Below are 20,278 nucleotides of genomic sequence, written 5' to 3'. Positions count from 1 at the left end.
TTGCACTTAAAAAAACTATTAAATGTATAAAAAATTTCTTTCTGTCCCCAAAAACGAAGAATTCACCCGACACCTATTTCCAGGTTATACTTAAAACGAGTAGCCGTTAAAAACCAGGCGATCGATACCCTATCAACTGCTTTATAACAACCTATAAGAAAAGAGTTTTAAGCTCAAAAAACTCGGATTAAAATTTGGAGAACCTCAATGACCTTGATTAAAATTACCCCGGCAACACAATCAACAGTAGATCCAAACTTAGAAGAAACCTCGACAGACTCCTTAGAGAACATCAATCAATTAATTAGTCACGAACTGCGGACACCAATCACCTCAATTCAAGCCGCATTGCGACTCCTAGAAACCGGACAGCTTGGCGCCTTATCCGGGAAAGGGCAGCGTTTGTTAGAAATTGCGCTCAACAATACCAATCGCCTGCTTCGCCTGTCTCAAGTGCTAGAAAATCAACCCCTAAACTCTCCAATCTCATCAGTGGAAGTGATCGAACGCTTTCGTTTGGAAAAAGAACTCCACAAAGGCTTAAAACAACAAGAATTTATCTTATTTTATCAACCGATCATCTGTAACACCAGCACCCGGATCGCGGGATTTGAAGCCTTAATTCGCTGGCGACATCCCCGCAGGGGTTGGGTTGCACCCGTAGAATTTATACCTGTAGCAGAAGAAACCGGACTGATTCAAGTCATCGGAGATTGGGTCCTCCAAGAAGCCTGTCAGCAATTAGAAATCTGGCAAAATCAATTTGACCTAGATTCATCATTAAACATGAGCGTCAATGTGTCAACCCTACAGCTATCCGATCCTCAACTGAGTCAACGGGTCCAGCAAATTCTCCAAGACACTCACCTCAATCCCCATTTCTTACAACTGGAGATTACCGAAAGCGCCTTTTTAGACAATTCTCCCACCGCGATCGCCAACTTAGAGAACTTAAAACAGCAAGGGGTACGGTTACACATTGATGATTTTGGCACCGGCTACTCCAGTCTCGCCCGCCTGCAAGACTGGCCGATTGATGTCTTAAAAATTGATAATTCTTTTGTCAGAAGCGGAAAATGGAAAATGATCGAAGCAATTCTAATGCTTGCTCACAGCTTAAACGTTGAAGTGATTGCAGAAGGAGTGGAAACACAACAACATTGGCTTCAACTCCAGCAGTTGGGCTGTCCCTATTCTCAAGGCTATTTATTTTCCCGTCCCGTAGACAGTCAAACCGCCACTTCATTACTCAGCCAGCAGTTTTCCTCTAATTGATACACCCAGTCCATTCAATACCAATTCAATCCGAGAACTTGTCGAGATTTGACTTGATTATACCCGGTTAACGCTTAATTCTATCCCCCATCTGGACGCCATCGCTTGGGGATGGTCTGGCGATCGCGATCGTCGAGAAACTGAAGAACAATCACCTGAAATTATCATCGGTAGCAATTGCTTTTCCCATCCCGCTCACCACCCCAAAACCGCCGCTAATTGTTCAGCAAAATGCAAAGGATTAATCAATTTAGACAGAACCGCCTTAACGCCGAGATCGCCATAGGGGGCTTCTTCATCCGTTTGCACTTTAGCCGTCAGCAGAATCACGGGAATATTTCGAGTTTCAGGATTTTCTTGCAACAATTGGAAAGTAGTTGGCCCATCCATATCGGGCATAATCACATCTAAGATAATCGCATCTGGCTGATAAGTCAGAGCCATTTCTATACCCTCTTGACCGGAACCTGCCGTAAAAACTTCCCAACTACTACTCATTTCTATACTCAATTGCAGCAGTTCCCGAATATCTTCCTCGTCATCAATGACTAAGATTCGTCGTTTCATTGCGATCAATTGACTGGTGATCATTTTCTGTTCTATTTTCCAATAAAATTGCGATTTTCATTCTCTATCATCAAGTTAAATCAAGAATTACAGAATCCCCAAACTTTCACAGGTTTGTCACAATTGAATCGCGATCGGCCCAGTAAAGTTGTACCGAAAAAATCGTTGAAAATATACACTTGATTTTTGAGTAATGTCAAAAAAAAATGCTTTTCCACTTCCACCCGTGTTAGCCCAACTCTGACTGAGAAAAGCCAGACATGGTTGAACAGCAGTTTCCCCCCGCCGCCTTCGCTTGATACAGCGCCGCATTAGAAGCGGTATAGAGACTCGACAAATCAGTTCCATCCTCGGGATAAGTGGCAATTCCCGCACTAGCCGTCATCTGGATCTGTACGTGATCGGCCACCGGAAACACCGTTCTTTCGATCAACTCTAACAATTGAGCAATTCGCTTGTAACCGTCGGCTTTGTGGCTGGCATACAACCCGACTAAAAATTCTTCACCTCCCCAGTGAGCGATAATGTCCTCATCTCGGAACTGATGCAGTAAAACCTGTCCAAACTGTCTCATCACATTTTCTCCCACGCCGTAGCCGTACTGATTATTAATCGATTGAAAGCGATCGAGAGCAATTAAAGCCAAAGAAAAAGGCTGACAATGACGCTGAGACAGATGTAAATATCGATTCAAATCGTGAGTAGAACGGCGACGGTTCACCAAACCCGTAATCGGATCTGTTTCCGCCAAACTCCGCAACAAATGAATGCGATCGAGACGGTTAAAAATACGAGTAATTAATTCCGCTTCAGCAAAAGGTTTAGAAATATAATCATCGGCGCCAGCTTGATAAATATTTTGAACGGTTTTCGGATCTTTTCTGGCCGAAAGAAACAAAATCGGCAAAGCATTCCAACTCGGATCGGTCCGAACCGTTTTACAAAGTTCAACCCCATTAAAATGAGGCATTTCTAAATCCAAAATTACCAGATCCGGCGTCGTTTTTTCCAGCGTTTCCCAAAATAAACGCGCATCGGCTAAAGGGGTGACTTCCAAACCATAAGACGGCAACAATTGCAACAAATGATTCAGGGTAATCGGATCGTCATCGACAGCCAAAATTTGAGTTGAAGCCGTTGGCGTCGATTGCAGAATATCTTTAATCGTTTCTAAAACTTGATCGCAAGGCACCGACTTCGATAAAAAAGCATTTCCCCCCAAACGGGCGACAGCGGCGCGGCCGGTGATATCATCCCGTACAGTCCAGACTAATACGGGTAACTCGGGAAATTGATCTTTCAATTCTTGGAGTAATATAAATCCCCCCTCTCGATGATTGGGAAAAACTAGATCCAACAAAACCAAATCGGGAGGGGAATTTTCCTGCAAAATTAGACGGGCTTTTTCCAGTTTTGAGGTGACATCCAGTTGAATGTTCCAATTGATCGCCGCCCGCTGTAATTGTTCGCTCAGTTCCAGATCGTCATCAACCACTAAAATTCGATATTGAGTCGGCGAATTGGTGGCACTTTGCAAGGTCGAAATTAAATTTTCATGCAGATGAGATGGAGTTTTTTCTTCTAACCAATCTAGAGGTTGTTGCAGTTCTTGATGGAGTTGAGCGATTAAGGTTTTTACCGTTTCAATCTCAGTCGGAATGTCAGGATGTTCGCGAGCGTTAATGAACCACTGTTCGATTTGTTGGGCGAGTCGATATCCGGATTTAAACCCAAACATTCCCAACGAACCCGCCAGTTTATGGGCTTGCAGTTCTGCATCTTGACACAATTGAGGCGTTAAAGTCGGGGTTTGTGCAGAGGTGATGGTTTGTTCTAAAGTATTAATCCGATTTAAAATCAGCGTCTTAAATCGTTCCCAAGAGTCAGCCAGATCGACTTTTGCAGAGACAGAAGTCCCTTCAAAAGCGCTATCGATAGATAAATCTTTTTGAGGAGGGTTTGAGTCGGTCTGTTTAGCGAGGGCGCTCTGGGGTTGAGAAGGATTTTCCGCCAGGGGTTTGAGACGATAGCCGACTCCATAAACGGTATCGATCATTTTTTCAGCATTCACTTTTTTGAGTTTGCGTCGTAAGCGTTTGATATGCGCTCGCACCGTGTCTTCATTGGGCTGAGTTTCAAAAGACCACAGGTGTTCTAAAATGGTACTTTGGGTTAAAACTCGTTTGGGGTTGCGAAGAAACAGTTCTAACAGGCTGTATTCTTTCGGGGAAAGCGATAGAGGTTCTTGTTCGTAGGTGACTTCCCGAGACACCGGATCGAGCCGTAGATCCTGCCATTTGAGCAACGGAGTATTTGCTTTGCGAGGAGAACGCAACAAAGCCCGAATCCGTGCAAACAGTTCCGCTTTCGTAAAAGGTTTAACGAGCCTGTCGTCAACCCCCGCTTCCAAACAGGCCACTTGATCGGTACTGCTGTCTTGAACGGTTAAAAGCAGAATGGGAACGGTGTAGGCTTGTTGGCGAATACGCCGACACAGATCGATTCCGTCAAGTTCGGGTAAGCTAGAATCGATCAGCAACAGATCGTAGGTGAAAGCTTCCACATAAGCCCACCCCTGTTCGCCATCTATAACCACATCGACGACATAGCCCTGTTCTACCAATGCCTTTTTGATTTGATGAGCTTGTGCTTCATCATTTTCTACGACTAAAAATCGCATGAGATTTTTGCCTTGTGATTGTTAATATAGAATAGATGCTAATGACTCGGTTTGAACTGATCGTTGTTTTAATTCATAATTTTATCACAGTTTTTCTAGTTGAGAGAGATTTTCTCTCTAATTTTTCGAGCAGATCAGATTAAATTTTGGTTTAATTTTTTCCGAGTTTAACCTTCTTTTGTTTTTCAATAAAATTTGATAAGTCAAGTTTAGAAACCGGAAAAAGCGATCGCAAAACCGGTCGGCCAGACGAAAAAAATCTCCCGCTTAGATAGGTTTCTCAAAACGGGAGAAAAAGGTTTAAATTTCAGCTAAAATCTAGTCAAAATCGTACAATCGAGCCACAGAAACCGTCACTTCACCCTGATTATCCTCAGGATAAGTATCAAAGAAAAACGCACATAAAGTAGCCGTTTCCCGAACCTCCAAGGTTAACGAATCGTGAAAACCATTCAACGTGGACCAAGTAGCCGCCACCGGAACCCGAGTTTTCTTATTAATGACCGTCCCGCCATAAATCCAGAAAATCACCATCGGTTCACCGACAGGAGAAACCTCAGAACCATAACCAAACCCACCGCTTTTAATCCGAATCACATAAAGACCCGGTTCTAAAGTTTGAGAAACCGCCGTTTCCTGAAGCCGTCTCATCCGTTCTTCATCGAGCAAATGACAATTGCGGCGACTGTGAACCGTCAAATGTTCAATCGCACAATTACCCGGAGTCACAGCTTGGGGCGTGGTGGCGACAGCGGGAATCATTCCCTGACTAACCACCTGAGAAACCGTGCTAATACTGGGAACCGTCGTTCCCAACGTCGTCTGATTAATCAAATCCGACCCCGACACCCGCACCGAATTAGAACGAGCCAACATCAACCACTGCTCATCCGATGTCACATAACCAATTTCGGCAAAATACTCGCGATTAGCCTCTAAATTCGGAATTTGCAACTGTTGAATCAACTCGTGGCAATTGTATCGCCGTACATTCTCCGCCGACTGGGTTTGCAAATCAATCCCGGTGACATCATAAATCCGCAATTGAAACTTCTGTCCGCCTTGGGCAATCGATGCTTTAACCGCCGCCCGAGGGAGTTCCCAGTGAGCATCCGCACTAGAATTATCACTCAGCGTCAACGTAATCCGAGCAGAAATCGCCACCTGGGGAGAAACCCCCGTCACATCGCTCACCGCCCCGGAAGTCGCCGGAACCCGCAGGCAGTTAGAACGAGCCAACATCAACCACTCGCCCGCATCCGTGGCATAACCAATCTCAACCATATACTCACAATCAACATTGAGATTAGGAACCTGCCACTGTTTAATTAACTCATTGCAATTGTACCGTTGAACAGTGCGAGGCGACTGAGTTTCCACATCAATACCCGTCACCTCATAAACGTGCAGTTGAAACTTCTGACCGCCCTGCTGTTTGGCCCATTCTTTCGCCCCATTTGGTACTTCCCAACGAGCATCAACCAACTCATGATCACCGAGACTCAAAGTAATATAACTCTCGAAAGAATTCGCCCCGGCGATGAAAGCCACAGCAGTCGAACCCGCTTCTTCGTCGGAGACCTCCTCAACAGGAACATACAGACGGTTAGACCGAGCCAACAGCAACCACAGTCCCTCCTCCGTCAGATAACCGACTTCTACCACATATTCCCGTTGGAAAGCCAATTCAAACTGCCAACTAGAAATCGATTCAGCAATCGAACATTGTTCGACCAAAGAACTGGCCGAAATATCAACCGGGCTATTAGTCACATCATAAGCCCGCAGTTGAAACTGATAGCCGCCCCGCTGTTTCGCCAGTTGTTTCGCCGCATTCGGCACATCCCACTCAGCATCAATAGCCCCTTCAACGCCCGGAGTCAGAACAATCCGACAAGGAATAGAAGCCAAATCCGACGGGGTAGCGCCGGCTGCAATTAATCCGACATCGGGTAAACCCGAACTGGTAGACGCCGGAACCCGAACCCGATAAGAACGAGCCAAAACCAACCATTGACCGCCCTCCGTCAAGTAACCAATTTCTGCAATATAGTCGTGGTTGCCTTCGAGATGTAACAGTTCCGGATGAGGCAGAGAAACATCAAAATCGTACTGTTGAACGCTATTGGTAGCTACCGAGTCGGGCCGAATATCGGTGACATCGTAAAGATGCAGTTGAAACTGACGTCCGCCCCGCTGTTGAATGTCTTCGGCTGCCGCATCGGGAACTTCCCAATAAACATTAACCGCCTCATTATCACAGGGAATCAAACTCACCCGACAGCGGTTAGAGTCGAGAGTCGGAACCACTTCCGGTTGGGGGAGGGCAATTTCCGGACGGGTTGGAGTCGGTTCAACGGGAGCGACACTTGTAGAAGCCGGAATGCGAACCCGATAAGAACGAGCCAACATTAACCATTCCCCGTCAGCGGTCAAGTAGCCAATTTCTGCAATATAATCGTGGTTGCCTTCCAACTCCAGAACCACCGGCTCGGAAATCACCGGCTCAAAATTGTACTGTTGAACGCTGTTGGTTGCCAGCGAGTCGGGCGGAATATCGGTCACATCGTAAAGATGCAGTTGAAACTGACGTCCGCCCCGCTGTTGAACATCTTCGGCTACCGCATCGGGAACTTCCCAATAGACATTAGCCGCTTGATTATCGCTCGGGATGATAGTCACCGAACTGGTTCTCGCCTCACCCCGACGGCGAATCAGGGTGCTACCCTTGAGAACTCCGGCGCCGATTAAACCCGCACCCGTTAGCCCCAAATTCCCGCCCACGCCTTGCTCTGTTGAACTGGCGTCAGCAACTCGGACCCGGTTGGAACGAGCCAACATCAACCATTCCCCATCATCGGTAACATAACCGATTTCGGTCAAATAATCCCGTTCGCCGATCTGTTCGAGTTCCCATTCAAAAACAGATTCATCGCACTCACAAGTTTCAACAACCGTCGTACCCGGTTCGGAGTCGTTGATGTCGGTCACATCATAAACTCGCAATTGCAACTTCCGTCCGCCCTGGCGTTTAGCCGCTTGTTTGGCGTCCTCTCCAATATCCCAACGAACATCGGCTGTTCCCGAACCGGTCGGGATTAAAGTCATTGAACTGGGAAACCGCGAACTGAGGGGAACGTTAACCGCCTCCGAGGAGGATGTATCCGCTACACTCACATCCGGCTGAACTTCGGGAACTCGCACCCGGTTAGAACGAGCCAACATCAACCATTGACCATCATCGGTGAGATAACCAATTTCGGCGAGATACTCACAATTTCGGTCTAAAAGCGGAACCCGTCGTTCGGTTGTCGATGCTTCACAGTCATATCTTCGCACCCGGTTAGGGCTTTGACGGTCTAAATCAACCACATCGGTCACATCATAAATTCGCAGTTGCATTTGCCGTCCGCCCCGTTCCTGAGCCGCCCTGAGCGCCGTATCCGGGACTTCCCAAGCGACATTTGCGGTTTGCTCGTCTTCCGGGTCCAAATTGAAGGTAATCTGGCTTCCCAACTCCGTCAATAGGGGAATTAAACCCGCCGCCGCCCCAGTGACAACCCCCGTCGGGACAACTGACCCCAGACTGGGGGTTGCAGTTTCACCGTTAGACGTCTCAACCGCAGGGGTGACGACTCGGTTAGAACGAGCCAACCTCAACCATTGATTATCTTCGGTTCCATAACCAATTTCTACGAGATAAATGTGTTGGCTTTCCAGGTTGGGGAATTGTTGGGATTGACTCGACTCATCCCATTCGTAAACCTGTATACTGTGAGGGGGTTGGCGATCGAGATCGTCAAGATCGGTGACATCACAAAGTCGCAATTGGGGATATCGTCCGCCATATTCGATCGCCGCATTTTTCGCATTTTCGGGAACTTCCCACTCCGAATCTGCCGTCTGACTATCACTGAGCCACAGCGTGATATGACTGCCAAAAGCGGTTAAAAATGGAATCAGCGCCGCCGCACCTCCGACACTCATTAATTCGCTGATCGCATCCGTATCGGGTCTGACTTCTTCGGTTGTTGTCTGCGTTACCGGAAGCCGGACTCGGTTGGAACGAGCCAACCTCAACCACTGATCGTCTTCGGTGGCGTAACCAATTTCAATTAAATACAGGCGATCGCTTTCTAACTCTGCAAATTGTTGAGATTGACTCCATTCATCCCAATCATAGACTTGAATATTATGAGGCACTTCGCGATCGAGATCGTCAATATCGGTGACATCACAAATTCGCAGTTGGGGATATCGTCCGCCATATTCAATCGCTCCGGTTTTAGCATTTTCGGGAACTTCCCAATCGGCCTCTAGGGTACGATTATCTGTTAACCTCAGGGTAATATGACTTCCAAAAGCCGTTAACCGCCCCATCACATCGGTAACTGTTCCGGTATCCAATCCGGTCACAACTAACCCCGCATTGGGGATAATTTCTTCTAGGGAAGTCGGCGCTACCGGGATGCGAACTCGATTAGAACGGGCCAACCTCAACCACCCGTCGTCTTCGCTGGCGTAACCAATTTCTGCTAAATAAACGCGATCGCTTTCTAACTCTGCAAATTGTTGGGTTTGAGTCGATTCATCCCAATCATAAACCCGAATATCGTGAGGCGCAACGCGATCGAGATCGTCAATATCGGTGACATCACAAATTCGCAGTTGGGGATATCGTCCCCCATATTCAATCGCTCCAGTTTTAGCATTTTCGGGAACTTCCCAATCGGCCTCTAGGGTACGATTATCTGTTAACCTCAGGGTCATATGACTTCCAAAAGCCGTTAACCGCCCAATCACATCGCTAACCGTTCCGGTATCCAATCCGGTCACAACTAACCCCGCATTGGGGATAATTTCCTCTAGGGAAGTCGGCGCTACCGGGATGCGAACTCGATTAGAACGGGCCAACCTCAACCACCCGTCGTCTTCGCTGGCGTAACCAATTTCTGCTAAATAAACGCGATCGCTTTCTAACTCTGCAAATTGTTGGGTTTGAGTCCATTCATCCCAATCATAAACCCGAATATCGTGAGGGGATTGGCGATCGAGATCGTCAAGATCGGTGACATCACAAATTCGCAGTTGGGGATATCGTCCGCCATATTCTTTGGCCGCATTTTTCGCATTTTCGGGAACTTCCCAATCGGCCTCTAGAGTACGATTATCTGTTAACCTCAGGGTAATATGACTCCCAAAAGCGGTTAACATCGGAATCAGCGCCGCACCTCCCAAACCGATCAACCCCGGAACCACTAACCCACCGGGTATCGCTCCATCGGTTATCGTCTGGGCTACCGGAATGCGAACTCGGTTGGAACGGGCCAACCTCAACCACCGATCGTCTTCAGTGGCGTAACCAATTTCTGCTAAATAAATGCGATCGCTATCTAAGTCGGCAAATTGTTGGGTTTGAGTCGATTCATCCCAATCATAAACCCGAATATCGTGAGGCGCTTCGGCATCGAGATCGTCAATATCGGTGACATCATAAATTCGCAGTTGGGGATATCGTCCCCCATATTCTTTGGCTGCGGTTTTTCCGCCCTCGGGAACTTCCCAATCGGCATCGGCGCTATGATGATCTGCAACTCTCAAAGTCATATGACTTCCAAAAGCCGTTAACACCGGAATCAGATTGGTAACGCTTCCCGCATCCATTCCGCTGGCCGCCAACCCCAGATTAGGTGTCGCTTCATCGGTTGGGGTCTCGGTGAGCGGAATCTGTACTCGGTTAGAACGAGCCAACATCAACCACTGATGATCGGGGGTGACATAACCCATTTCTGCGATATACTCTCGGTTGCCTTCGAGGTTCAAAACCGGTTGTTCCTGGCTGGACTCCTCACAATCATAGACTTGAACCCCGTGAGGCGCTTGCTCCTCCGGCTCGTCAATATCTGTGACATCGTAAACTCGCAGTTGCAGGTTTTGTCCGCCGTGTTCTTTGGCAAAATCCTTGTCGCCATCGGGTACAACCCAATAAGCATAGGCGTTTTGATCGTCGCCGAGTGCGAATGTAATCCGACTGCTTGGCGTGCGTCCCGCCCACCATGCGGCACCGGCGGCGAGTCCACCTGCAACCACTCCAATTCCCAGACCTGGAGGCGTTACACCCACATTTCCAGAAGCGACGGAGGTTCCGCTAGGGCTTCCGGGAGTGACAAAGTTGATATCGGTGCCGGGAGCGACTGGCGTTGCACCTGTAGCGGTCGGTGTAACTCCGGTTTCGGTTCCGGTCACGGGAGGAGTTGTTGGAGTCGTTGGGGTGGGTGTTGTTGCGGTGCCTGTAGCGGTCGCGGGAGGAGTTGTTGGAGTCGTTGGGGTAGGTGTTGTTCCGGTGCCTGTAGCGGTCGGTGGTGCGGCGCTGCTGTCGTCAACGGGTTCTCCTTGACCCCCCTTAAACAACAACCAAATTAACCCGCCTAACAGGGGAATTGCCAGCAATAAGAGTATCCACCAGGGAAAACCTGCCGTTTCTTCTTCTTCTGCTTGTTCTTCGACGGCAGGGGGAACTTGGGCGGTTTGTTGGGGTGCCGCCGGAACCACAGCAGCCGGTGCGGTCCCTCCAACGGGTTGTTCGGTTTCGGTTTCGGCGAGAATTTCTTGACCGGGTGCGGTAGTGGCAAAGGCTAGAAATGCCAGAACTTTGGGGGATTTGTTGTTTTCGTTGTAAACGTAGCTGCGATACTGAGAATAGGGATAACGCGGATCGTCCGGTAAGGTTTTGTGCATGGGGATAATTTTCACATCATCCCGGTTTAACACTTGGTCGGCGATCGCATAACCGATGCCATTATCACCCAATTCGGCAACAACGGCGTCGGTTTGGTCTTCTGAGGCTTGAATAGTATTCGGTCCGCTAGTAAAAGCAGCGGTTTCAAACACGTCGTAGGTACTCAGGGCGCGACGGGTATCGCTGTCACCGGGCCTATCGATGAAGCGAATTTCACCGTCGGAACCGCCAACCTCCGACCAGTTGGTGATTTCACCCCGAAACATTCGCGCAAATTGTTCAAAGGTGAGATCGCCGTTAAAGGAATTATTTGGTCCGGTGATAATTGCCAATTTCTCCCGACCGATGGGAACCGCAACCAACCCTGCGGCTTTTTCTTCTTCGGTTAGCGGACGTCCGACTGCGGCTAAATCCAGTTTTCCTTCTTTTAAAGCTTCTAAGGCTTCGTTGGTGCCGCTGGCGGCGAGTTCGACTTGGGCATCGGGGAAGCGTTCAACAAAGCGTTTTTGAAGGGCTTTGTTAATTTCGCTCATGCTACTCGAACCGTTCACCGTCACGGATGTATCCTCAGCTAAGGATTTGGGAACGGTGAAGGTTGGGTTATCATTATCGAAGGTTTCTGGTAGAGTGAGGGTTCGCTCTGTTTCTGATTCTGACGGTTCCGCCTGGGAGGTTTGGGCAAAAGCGGCTTGATTGAGAAATGATGCTAGAGAAACCGTGAACAGTCCGGGAGTGGATGCTAAAGCCAGTAGCACCACTGGTATTTGAAATAATGTTTTGCGAGTGCGAGACATTGTTTTTCCGAGTTATAGATTAACAACTGTCAATGTAAAGATAAAATATTTGAGATTTCAGCGGAGCGTTATGGAGAACTTCTATTTTAAAGCCCGCCCCAGTTGCAACACTCCTACCCCAGATTTAGCGCTGAAGAAGCGAGAAAGAAAATACCAAGGTTAACCGGATTTTCTTTTGATTGACCGAAAGATTTTTCATCTTTTGGTTTTTCTCGTTTCTATTGATTTTGATGGAGTTATTCAGCAAAGGAACTTTTGATGATACTCTTGGCGTGGGTTTGGGGTTAAATTTTCACCACCGAAATGGTCACTTCTCCTTCGTTGTCTTCGAGGTAGGTATCGAAGAAGAAAGCGCAGAGATTACAGGTTTGTAGAACTTCTAGGGTGAGTGTATCGTCATCTCCGTTCAAAGTTGACCAAGTGGCTTCTATTTCGATGTTGGTTTTTTTATTAATAAATCGGCCACCATAAATCCACAACATGACCAGAGGTTCGCCGGAATGGGCCACCTCACCGCGATAGTTAAATGCACCGCTGCGAATTCTCACCACATAGGTTCCGGGTTCGAGTGTTGTCGAAACCGAGGTTTCTTCTTGGATGCGTTGCATGGTCGCCGCATCGAGGACAAAGCAGTTTTGCTTGCTATGAACTTTTAAGTCTGTTACTGTACAACCTTCCATATCGTTGTCTCCTGAGTCGGGTAATTGAGCTTAATTATTGAGAATACCTGAGATTGTAGATCTTCTGCGGCTAAAATAAAAGCGGGATACGAATCAAGCCCAATAGCCGGCTTCGCTTTCATATCCCACACCAGCTTGATGTACACTATTAATAATGCGCTCTTAACGATTAGTCGCCTTGGCACTTTTCCGAGAAGCTTTGAGAGTCGGGCGATCGCGATCAAGTTTCTCAAAATTACGAAAATTGCTTTTTTGACTTAGAAAATATGCGCTTTTTTGACGGAGTTGATATTAACCAATCAAGCTTATTTTTAGTCAAAAATTATCGGATTGGTGCGGCAACGGCTTCCGGTTGATAACGAATATTTGCCTCTTTTAACCGACGCAACGCTTCGCCCAAGCGATCGCAATCTGCAATCAAACTCACCCTTACATAGCCCTCTCCGCCGCTTCCAAAGGCATTTCCGGGCGTGACCACCACCCCGGTTTGTTGTAAAACGGTTAGGGCGAAATCCGTCGAACTCATTCCGGGCGGACAGGGAACCCAAAGATACATTGTTGCCAAAGGTTTGGGAACCGTCCACCCCAATTCCGCCAACCCATCTATCAGGAAATCTCGCCGTTTTTGATAGCGATTTTGAACTTCGGTAATATAAGAATCGGGCAAATTTAAAGCGGTTTCCGCTGCGGTTTGTAAAGCGGCAAATAACCCATAATCCAGGTTGGTTTTTAACGTTCTCAACCCCTGAATAATGGTTGAATTTCCGACTACAAATCCAACCCGCCAACCCGCCATGTTATAGGTTTTTGAAAGGGTATGAAACTCGACGCCGATTTCTTTTCCGCCTGGAATTTCTAACAAACTGGTGGGTTGATAGCCATCAAAGGCGAGTTCAGCATAACATAAATCGTGAACTAAAAGAATCTGATATTTGTGAGCAAACGCAACAATTTCTTCAAAAAATTCTCTCGGTGCGGTTGCGCCGGTTGGATTACTCGGATAATTAAAAAAGAGAACTTTCGCCTGTTCCGCAACCGAATCGGGAATGGTTGATAAATCAATTAACCAATTATTATCCGGTTTTAACAGTATACTATGAATTTTTCCCCCGGCAATTAACGGCCCTCTAAAATGTGCCGGATAAGCGGGATTTGGTGCCAATACGACATCGCCGGGATTAACATAAGCTAAGGCTAAATGGGTCAATCCTTCCTTTGAACCCAACAGCGGTAAAGCCTCACTATTGGGGTCGAGTTTAACATCGTAGCGCCGCAAATACCACTGAGTAATTGCTTTGCGAAAATTCGCCGTTCCCTCAAAAGGCGGATAACCGTGATGATCAGAAATATGTAAGGCTTGTTTGGCGGCTTCGATCACCGGTTCCGGGGCGGGACCGCCGGGATTTCCCATTCCCAAATCAATCAAATCTAAGCCTTGTTCACGGGCGCGAAGTTTCAATTCATCCAATCGCGCAAACACATAAGGCGGTAGTTGCATGACCCGATCTGCGGGGTTTATCCAGTCCAAAGTCATCGGTTAATTTTACAGGTATTGAGTGAGGTTTTAAGTGAGGAATTATTACGAAATTTCTATCCCCCTTTATCCCCCTTTATCCCCCCTTAATAAGGGAGGTGGCGAAGACGGGGCGATAAATTTTTAGGCTTTGATTTTAGCTTCCCCAATGGGTGCGGTTGTGGAAACCATCGCCGCCATTAACTGTTCAACAACGACATGAAAGGGTAGTCTATGAATATCAGAACGTTCATTACAAGCCACTTCAGCCGCCCGTTTTAACTCAGTTAACGTGACATTTTCTAAGCCCAAATGGTTTAAAGTTTGCGGTAAACCGATGTCGCCGTAGAACTTGAGCAATTGCTGTCTGGCGGCGGCTGCGAGTTGGTTGCCTTGCAGCATTTCTTCCAGGCGCAGTTGTACCAAAATACCAAAAGCGACTTTCTCTCCGTGCAGTGTACCATGACTGGCGCTCACATGAGTTAACCCGTTGTGAACCGCGTGGGCGGCGACGGTGCGACATTGGGCGCCGCCGATTCCGCCAATCACTCCGGCGAGCAATACGGTGGCGTCTACGACTTCCCGCCAAGTTTCGCCTCCGGGTTCTTGTAGGGCGCTGACGGATTTTTGGAGTAAAATATCGCGGAGGACTCTCGCCTGTTGAACTGCGGCGATTAATAACGTTTGTTCGGAGTGTCCGCTACTAACCGAGGCTTCGTACCATTTGGCGATCGCATCTCCAATTCCGGCGACTAGGGTGCGTTGGGGGGCGGTTTGGATTAAGCTGTAGTCGAGGATGAGCAGATCGGGGCATTTGGCCAGAGGAACATCGTACAAGAAGGCGCCTTCGTTTGAGTAGACGTTGGAAAGCGCCGTCCAAGCCGCACAGGTCGCCCCGGATGTGGGAATTGTTGCGATCGGAAGTTCACAGGTATGGGCGAGGAGTTTGGCGGTATCGAGGGCTTTTCCACCTCCGATTCCGATAATGAAGTCGGCTTGATGGTGGGTTACTTTTTCCTGCAATTTCCCCAGGCTGGCTTCGCTACAGTCGGGCGCGTAGCTGGCCGAGGCTAATTTGAGGTGATGCTGTTTTAAAACGGGTTCTAGGGTCGTTTGGGCTACGCTGAGACTGCGATCGCCCCCGACGAGTAAAGGACGTTTTCCCAACTTTGCGATCGCCTCTCCTGCTTCTGCGATGGCGTGAGTTCCCCGCAGCACTTGGGCTGGTGCGATGTTGAGAGAGAGAATACTTGAGGTTTGGGTATCACTGGCCGTGCTAGGAGAGGATGATTGACGCATAGGGACTCCTCGATGAGATGCTAAGTTTCCTAAGATAGCGCATTCTCCCGTCCGCTTCAAGACCCCAGAGCCAGATCTTAGGTTTAATTTATTTTCTTATGAATTCATCCTACAAGCGTTGAAGCAATTGATCGTATTCGGTATGTGTACCGATCCAGAACCAGTATATTTGATCGTTCTCCAGCAAGCCAAGCGCTCGATAGTCTAAACTGATACGGGCCGAATAAATGGGTTGTCGTTCGCTGACCCTTTTGAACTGAAGACTGTTATGATAAGGGTCTGAACGCCAAAGAGCATAGGCTTTAGCAGCTTGCTGTTGAACCGACGGGGGAAGTTCAGCCAGCTTTTTGCGAAACGCTTTGGTAACACTTGACTTCATGGTTCGGAAGGAAAAACCTCATCGAGAGGAGTAATCTCACCGCCAGCAATTTCTTGTCTTACCCTCTCGGCTATGTTATCCCATTGTTCATCGGTGGTCGCCGCAAACTTGGCTTTCCATGTCCGTTCATCTTCCAACTCGCGAAGAAGTCGAGAAGCGATCGCATCCTGTTCATCCGCAGGTAAAGCTTTTAACTGGGCGATCGCCCGTTCAAGTAGTTCAGTCATAGCAACAGTATCCCTAAAATTTGAGATATTTTTATTATCCATCACACTAACTCTAAAAATCAGGGTGTTCGGAGTTGCCCAAAGATGAACAAATTAATTTGAAGCCGCCCCTACAAAAAATTCATCATTGTGTAGGGGCGGGTTCGGCAAAGATTGATGTTTTTCACCGATAACCTCTCTAAACCCGCCCCACTCCGACAAATAATCTGTTAGAAACTTACCTCGGTAATCAATTCAAATTAACGGGGCGGGTTTATTAAACTTGTTTCTGGGATAAACAAATCAATTTGAACCCGCCCCTACAAAAAATTCATCATTATGTAGGGGCGGGTTCGGCAAAGATTGATGTTTTTCACCGATAACCTCTCTAAACCCGCCCCACTCCGACTCAAATTAACGGGGCGGGTTTATTAAACTTGTTTCTGGGATGAATAAATCAATTTGAACCCGCCCCTACAAAAAATTCATCATTATGTAGGGGCGGGTTCGGCAAAGATTGATGTTTTTCACCGATAACCTCTCTAAACCCGCCCCACTCCGACTCAAATTAACGGGGCGGGTTTATTAAACTTGTTTCTGGGATGAATAAATCAATTTGAACCCGCCCCTACAAAAAATTCATCATTATGTAGGGGCGGGTTCGGCAAAGATTGATGTTTTTCACCGATAACCTCTCTAAACCCGCCCCACTCCGACTCAAATTAACGGGGCGGGTTTATTAAACTTGTTTCTGGGATGAATAAATCAATTTGAACCCGCCCCTACGGTAAGTCACTTAAAAAATATATCCGATAGTTTTAGCGATGTTTTTAACGGCTTTTTGAAATCCTAACGGGTTTAAATCCCCGGCTTCTTCAAACAACCGGGGATTTTATCTAGAAAAATTTGAAAACTCTATCCTTTATTTTTAATCAACATCACCCGAATAATTTCATTGGTCGTTTCTTGAGAAATTTCAAACGCATTGCAGAGATCATTTAATAGACTTTCTTCTTCTTCAGTAACTTCACCATCTGCTAAAATTAAGTCGGTGGCAACAGCAAACATTGTCTCCTGTAATTCATGGGGAAGGGTTTGAATAGCTTGATTAACCAGTGCTTCAACTCCCTGACGCTTGATAATACCGAAAAGTTTATCAAACATACGTCTCATTACTTCAGACGGATAGCTACGGAAAAGTTGCATCCGACCCAGCAAAGTTATTAATACATCTAATTCCGAGTCTGCAAGATAGCCGTCAGCAGCAACAACTGCTAATGCAATACCTGCAAATGCTTCCGCCGGACTCATAGTAACATCTGTTTTGATAGCGCCGGATGAACGTGCTTTACCAAATAAACCCATGTTATCTCCTAAATGTATAACGTGTTAAATTTTTCAAATCTCTACATCTAGCTTAAGTGGAAAATCCAAGATTGAACAGCGTGTAATTACTGATATTTAATAATTTTTTGAAGTGCTTAAAATCCGTTCAGTCTCAGTAAAAATACGCAGAGTTTTCAGACAAATGCGATCTACTGTAATTTTATTGTATTCTTAACGGGTTTAAATCCCCAAACTAGGTTAAACTGAGAACAAAGACAGTATACTCTTTTATTTATGAGCTATCGCGACATCATTACCATTGAGCCAGGTAAGCGGGGCGGGAAACCCTGTATTAGACGAATGCGTATCACTGTTTACGATGTTTTGGGTTGGCTAGCATCGGGAATGTCTCACGGTGAAATTTTAGATGATTTTCCCGAATTAACAGAAGAAGATATCAGAGCGTGTTTGGAGTTTGCTGCGGATCGAGAACGTCGTTTAACGGTTGTGGTGAGTAAACCTTGAAATTACTGTTTGACCAAAACTTAAGCCGAAAGTTAGTGAGTCGTCTGGCTGATATCTTTCCCGACTCCAGTCATGTTCAGTTTCAAAGTCTTTCAGAAGCAAATGATAGCGAGATTTGGGAATTTGCTACAACTCAAGGTTTTTGTATTCTAACTCAAGATGCTGACTTTGCTGAACGAAGTCGTCTTTACGGTTCTCCTCCGAAAGTGATTTGGTTACGGTGTGGAAATACATCAACGAGTAATGTCGAAGCCATTCTTCGATCTGGGGCTGAAACTATTCAATAGTTTATAGATAATCCTATATTAGATTGTCTTGAACTTTACTAATCTCTATCATTTATTGTTTCCCACAGTAAGCATTAATCCTATTTGATCAGATCATCTGAATGAGACAAAGATTGTTACAACCTTTGATTTTCTCATCCAGACGACTCGGAAAAACCCTTAAAATTCAATCAGTTAAAACTCTAACTTTAACCGATTTTAATTGGCTCTTATTGAATTCCCGCACAGGCGAGAATATCTCCAATTGAGTTAATAATTGAACTGCGACCGTAGAGCCGAGGAATACGAATTCCGTTGGGTTGTATTGCGGGGTTGTGCAGATGGTTTAAATAGCTGTTGGGGTCTTGTTTAACTAAACCAATAATCGTCTCCGCAACAATACTACTCCCCAAAGCTCCCAACGTATTTCCCCCAGTTTGTAATGCCGCTTCTTTGAGAATATAATACCATAACGGTGTTCTGTTTCCAAACCCGCCATATTCGAGCGCTTGCTTCAATTTTTGATTGGGTTCTTTATCGATTAAATCTTCTGTTGTTAGCGGTTGAAAACCAAAGGCTTTGGCGGCTTTTTGTCCGGTGGGTAAACTCAATGAATAACCTCTAACTAGGTTTCGTTGAGCTAAATGAGACATGAAAGTATTCGCCCTCGCTCCATCGAGTTGAAGGTCGAATAACCCTTTAGAAATTTGAGGATCGATTTTACGAGCAAAGTTAGGAATCGGTTCATTTGGTGCAAATTGAACAAAATTTTGCCAGTCAATACTAAACTGTTTTTTCAGTTGGTAATTCTCACCGTTCTTTTCCAACAAATCTGACTCTGGATGTCTCTCCCTTGAAACCCCCAAGAGGTTCATAATTTTAACTTGAGATTGACGATTGAGTTGATAAAATGGGCGAATCATCGAGTGACCAAATCGAAATCCCGCGACGGAAAATTCTAAAGGCATAAATACCGAATTTCCACTAAACCCAGGACGATAAAAACGCGGGCCGTTCAACAAAATATCATCGACAATATTTGGTTCACAAACGGCTCGGAGATAGTCGTTGACCACCACATATTGATAACACCAACGGACAAGCTGACGAGTATAAATATACCGACTTTGAGGAGACAAATGTTTCGGTAAACTTGAAGCAATGACATTATGAAATTTCAAAAATGCCGCGTGGAGTTGGCTAATAATGACGTTTTCATCATTACGCATATCCGCAATTTTTGCCGTGCGACCAACCCGAGGCAAATCTACAAAATTATCAATTTCTTGAACTTTTAACAGTAAGCTTTCGTCCTCATAAAGAAACTGAGCTTCTGTATTTGCTCCAACTTTTCCCCCCGGTATTAATGCTGGCCCGTCACCATAAACACTATCGAGATCAAGTTGAGGACGTCGCCCATTTTTGAGCTTATTAATAATAACTTGCGGGTCGGTTGGTAGGAGCGAACTGTTGACATCATCGCCATTATTGATTATACTAATCTCTGTTTCCCGATCCGTTCGAGCGGTAATATCGTGGTCGATAAATTGACCCAAATAGGTAAAAACAGAAGGAATATTAGAGTTGAATTTATTGATTTCTTGACCGGGTTCTCCCAAATCAGCCATTGCATCCCCAAGCATTTTTAAAGCGGGAATTGTACTGTCGGCTACGGGTAATTTATTTTCCTCTGTATTTTCCCCAATTACCAAGTCGGGGAACATATAACCAAACGGGGTACTGAATAGAATTTCTTCGGGTTCTTCCCTTTTATCTTTTGCTTGTGGGTTGACTCCCCCGGCGTGACTGATATTTTTTAGCATTGACTATTTTTTAATTAGGACACAAAAGATTTATGTCTCATTTTAATAAATTGTCGTTAAATAGCAATTCGCTTTTTTGTGTGTCACTCATTTGGGGGACACGGTAAAAACAGCTTGTTTGTAGTTGCGATTTATCGCTAAAAAAAGGGCTAAAGCCCTAGAAAAAAATCGATTATTATTCGTTTGTTGTTGCGGTTCAGCGCCAA

General features: G+C 46.2%; 13 protein-coding genes. 3 read left to right on the top strand and 10 right to left on the bottom strand.

The features are described 5' to 3' along the window. Positions 1-207 precede the first annotated feature (207 nt). Entirely contained in the window at positions 208-1,275 is a 1,068-nt protein-coding gene (locus ACL6C3_RS10905; RefSeq protein WP_413167195.1) for an EAL domain-containing protein, read from the top strand. Positions 1,276-1,470: 195 nt separating this feature from the next. On the opposite strand, the gene ACL6C3_RS10900 is transcribed toward ACL6C3_RS10905, so the two are convergent. From ACL6C3_RS10900 to ACL6C3_RS10860, 9 genes are all read right to left on the bottom strand, one after another. Further along, complete coding sequence (locus tag ACL6C3_RS10900; RefSeq protein ID WP_413167194.1) at positions 1,471-1,842, bottom strand: response regulator; 372 nt, start codon at positions 1,840-1,842, stop codon at positions 1,471-1,473. A gap of 229 nt (positions 1,843-2,071) precedes the next feature. After that, positions 2,072-4,522 (bottom strand): response regulator, encoded by a 2,451-nt coding sequence (locus ACL6C3_RS10895; protein ID WP_413167193.1) that lies wholly within the window; start codon positions 4,520-4,522, stop codon positions 2,072-2,074. A gap of 318 nt (positions 4,523-4,840) precedes the next feature. Next, positions 4,841-12,055, bottom strand: a complete 7,215-nt coding sequence (locus tag ACL6C3_RS10890) for a DUF4912 domain-containing protein (protein ID WP_413167192.1) — start codon at positions 12,053-12,055, stop codon at positions 4,841-4,843. Positions 12,056-12,339: 284 nt separating this feature from the next. Then, on the bottom strand, positions 12,340-12,735 hold the full coding sequence (locus ACL6C3_RS10885) for a hypothetical protein (RefSeq protein ID WP_413167191.1): 396 nt from the start codon (positions 12,733-12,735) through the stop codon (positions 12,340-12,342). Between the two features lie 322 nt (positions 12,736-13,057). After that, positions 13,058-14,269 carry an aspartate aminotransferase gene (locus tag ACL6C3_RS10880; RefSeq protein ID WP_413167190.1) on the bottom strand — a complete coding sequence of 404 codons (1,212 nt, stop codon included), beginning with the start codon at positions 14,267-14,269 and terminating at the stop codon, positions 13,058-13,060. Between the two features lie 123 nt (positions 14,270-14,392). Further along, complete coding sequence (locus tag ACL6C3_RS10875; protein ID WP_413167189.1) at positions 14,393-15,547, bottom strand: iron-containing alcohol dehydrogenase family protein; 1,155 nt, start codon at positions 15,545-15,547, stop codon at positions 14,393-14,395. A gap of 109 nt (positions 15,548-15,656) precedes the next feature. Next, on the bottom strand, positions 15,657-15,926 hold the full coding sequence (locus ACL6C3_RS10870; RefSeq protein ID WP_413167188.1) for a type II toxin-antitoxin system RelE family toxin: 270 nt from the start codon (positions 15,924-15,926) through the stop codon (positions 15,657-15,659). Further along, positions 15,923-16,153, bottom strand: a complete 231-nt coding sequence (locus ACL6C3_RS10865; RefSeq protein WP_413167187.1) for a hypothetical protein — start codon at positions 16,151-16,153, stop codon at positions 15,923-15,925. The genes ACL6C3_RS10870 and ACL6C3_RS10865 overlap by 4 nt, the downstream gene beginning before the upstream one ends. Positions 16,154-17,047: 894 nt before the next feature. Next, a complete protein-coding gene (locus tag ACL6C3_RS10860; protein WP_413167186.1) occupies positions 17,048-17,497 on the bottom strand; it encodes a tellurite resistance TerB family protein in 450 nt (149 codons plus the stop codon). Positions 17,498-17,752: 255 nt separating this feature from the next. Between ACL6C3_RS10860 and ACL6C3_RS10855 the strand changes: the two genes are divergently transcribed. Then, positions 17,753-17,983: a DUF433 domain-containing protein gene (locus tag ACL6C3_RS10855; protein ID WP_413167185.1), complete on the top strand. Its 231-nt coding sequence runs from the start codon at positions 17,753-17,755 to the stop codon at positions 17,981-17,983. Then, positions 17,980-18,270 (top strand): DUF5615 family PIN-like protein, encoded by a 291-nt coding sequence (locus ACL6C3_RS10850; RefSeq protein ID WP_413167184.1) that lies wholly within the window; start codon positions 17,980-17,982, stop codon positions 18,268-18,270. Before ACL6C3_RS10855 ends, ACL6C3_RS10850 begins: the two co-directional genes overlap by 4 nt. A gap of 209 nt (positions 18,271-18,479) precedes the next feature. Here the strand turns inward: ACL6C3_RS10850 and ACL6C3_RS10845 are convergent, their stop codons facing one another. Beyond that, entirely contained in the window at positions 18,480-20,072 is a 1,593-nt protein-coding gene (locus ACL6C3_RS10845) for a peroxidase family protein (RefSeq protein ID WP_413167183.1), read from the bottom strand. Positions 20,073-20,278 lie beyond the last annotated feature (206 nt).

It is taken from the genome of Capilliphycus salinus ALCB114379, from assembly GCF_047276495.1.
GTDB lineage: Bacteria > Cyanobacteriota > Cyanobacteriia > Cyanobacteriales > Microcoleaceae > Capilliphycus > Capilliphycus salinus.
The sequence above is the reverse complement of the archived record's forward strand: the minus strand, read 5'-3'. Positions and strand labels throughout refer to the sequence as shown.

Excerpts from the sequence above, each read along its gene's own strand:
- ACL6C3_RS10870 (WP_413167188.1), bottom strand. The coding sequence starts at position 15,926 with ATGAAGTCAAGTGTTACCAAAGCGTTTCGCAAAAAGCTGGCTGAACTT.
- ACL6C3_RS10860 (WP_413167186.1), bottom strand. The coding sequence starts at position 17,497 with ATGGGTTTATTTGGTAAAGCACGTTCATCCGGCGCTATCAAAACAGAT.
- ACL6C3_RS10845 (WP_413167183.1), bottom strand. The coding sequence starts at position 20,072 with ATGCTAAAAAATATCAGTCACGCCGGGGGAGTCAACCCACAAGCAAAA.
- ACL6C3_RS10890 (WP_413167192.1), bottom strand. The coding sequence starts at position 12,055 with ATGTCTCGCACTCGCAAAACATTATTTCAAATACCAGTGGTGCTACTG.
- ACL6C3_RS10905 (WP_413167195.1), top strand. The coding sequence starts at position 208 with ATGACCTTGATTAAAATTACCCCGGCAACACAATCAACAGTAGATCCA.
- ACL6C3_RS10885 (WP_413167191.1), bottom strand. The coding sequence starts at position 12,735 with ATGGAAGGTTGTACAGTAACAGACTTAAAAGTTCATAGCAAGCAAAAC.
- ACL6C3_RS10855 (WP_413167185.1), top strand. The coding sequence starts at position 17,753 with ATGAGCTATCGCGACATCATTACCATTGAGCCAGGTAAGCGGGGCGGG.
- ACL6C3_RS10900 (WP_413167194.1), bottom strand. The coding sequence starts at position 1,842 with ATGAAACGACGAATCTTAGTCATTGATGACGAGGAAGATATTCGGGAA.
- ACL6C3_RS10865 (WP_413167187.1), bottom strand. The coding sequence starts at position 16,153 with ATGACTGAACTACTTGAACGGGCGATCGCCCAGTTAAAAGCTTTACCT.
- ACL6C3_RS10875 (WP_413167189.1), bottom strand. The coding sequence starts at position 15,547 with ATGCGTCAATCATCCTCTCCTAGCACGGCCAGTGATACCCAAACCTCA.
- ACL6C3_RS10895 (WP_413167193.1), bottom strand. The coding sequence starts at position 4,522 with ATGCGATTTTTAGTCGTAGAAAATGATGAAGCACAAGCTCATCAAATC.
- ACL6C3_RS10880 (WP_413167190.1), bottom strand. The coding sequence starts at position 14,269 with ATGACTTTGGACTGGATAAACCCCGCAGATCGGGTCATGCAACTACCG.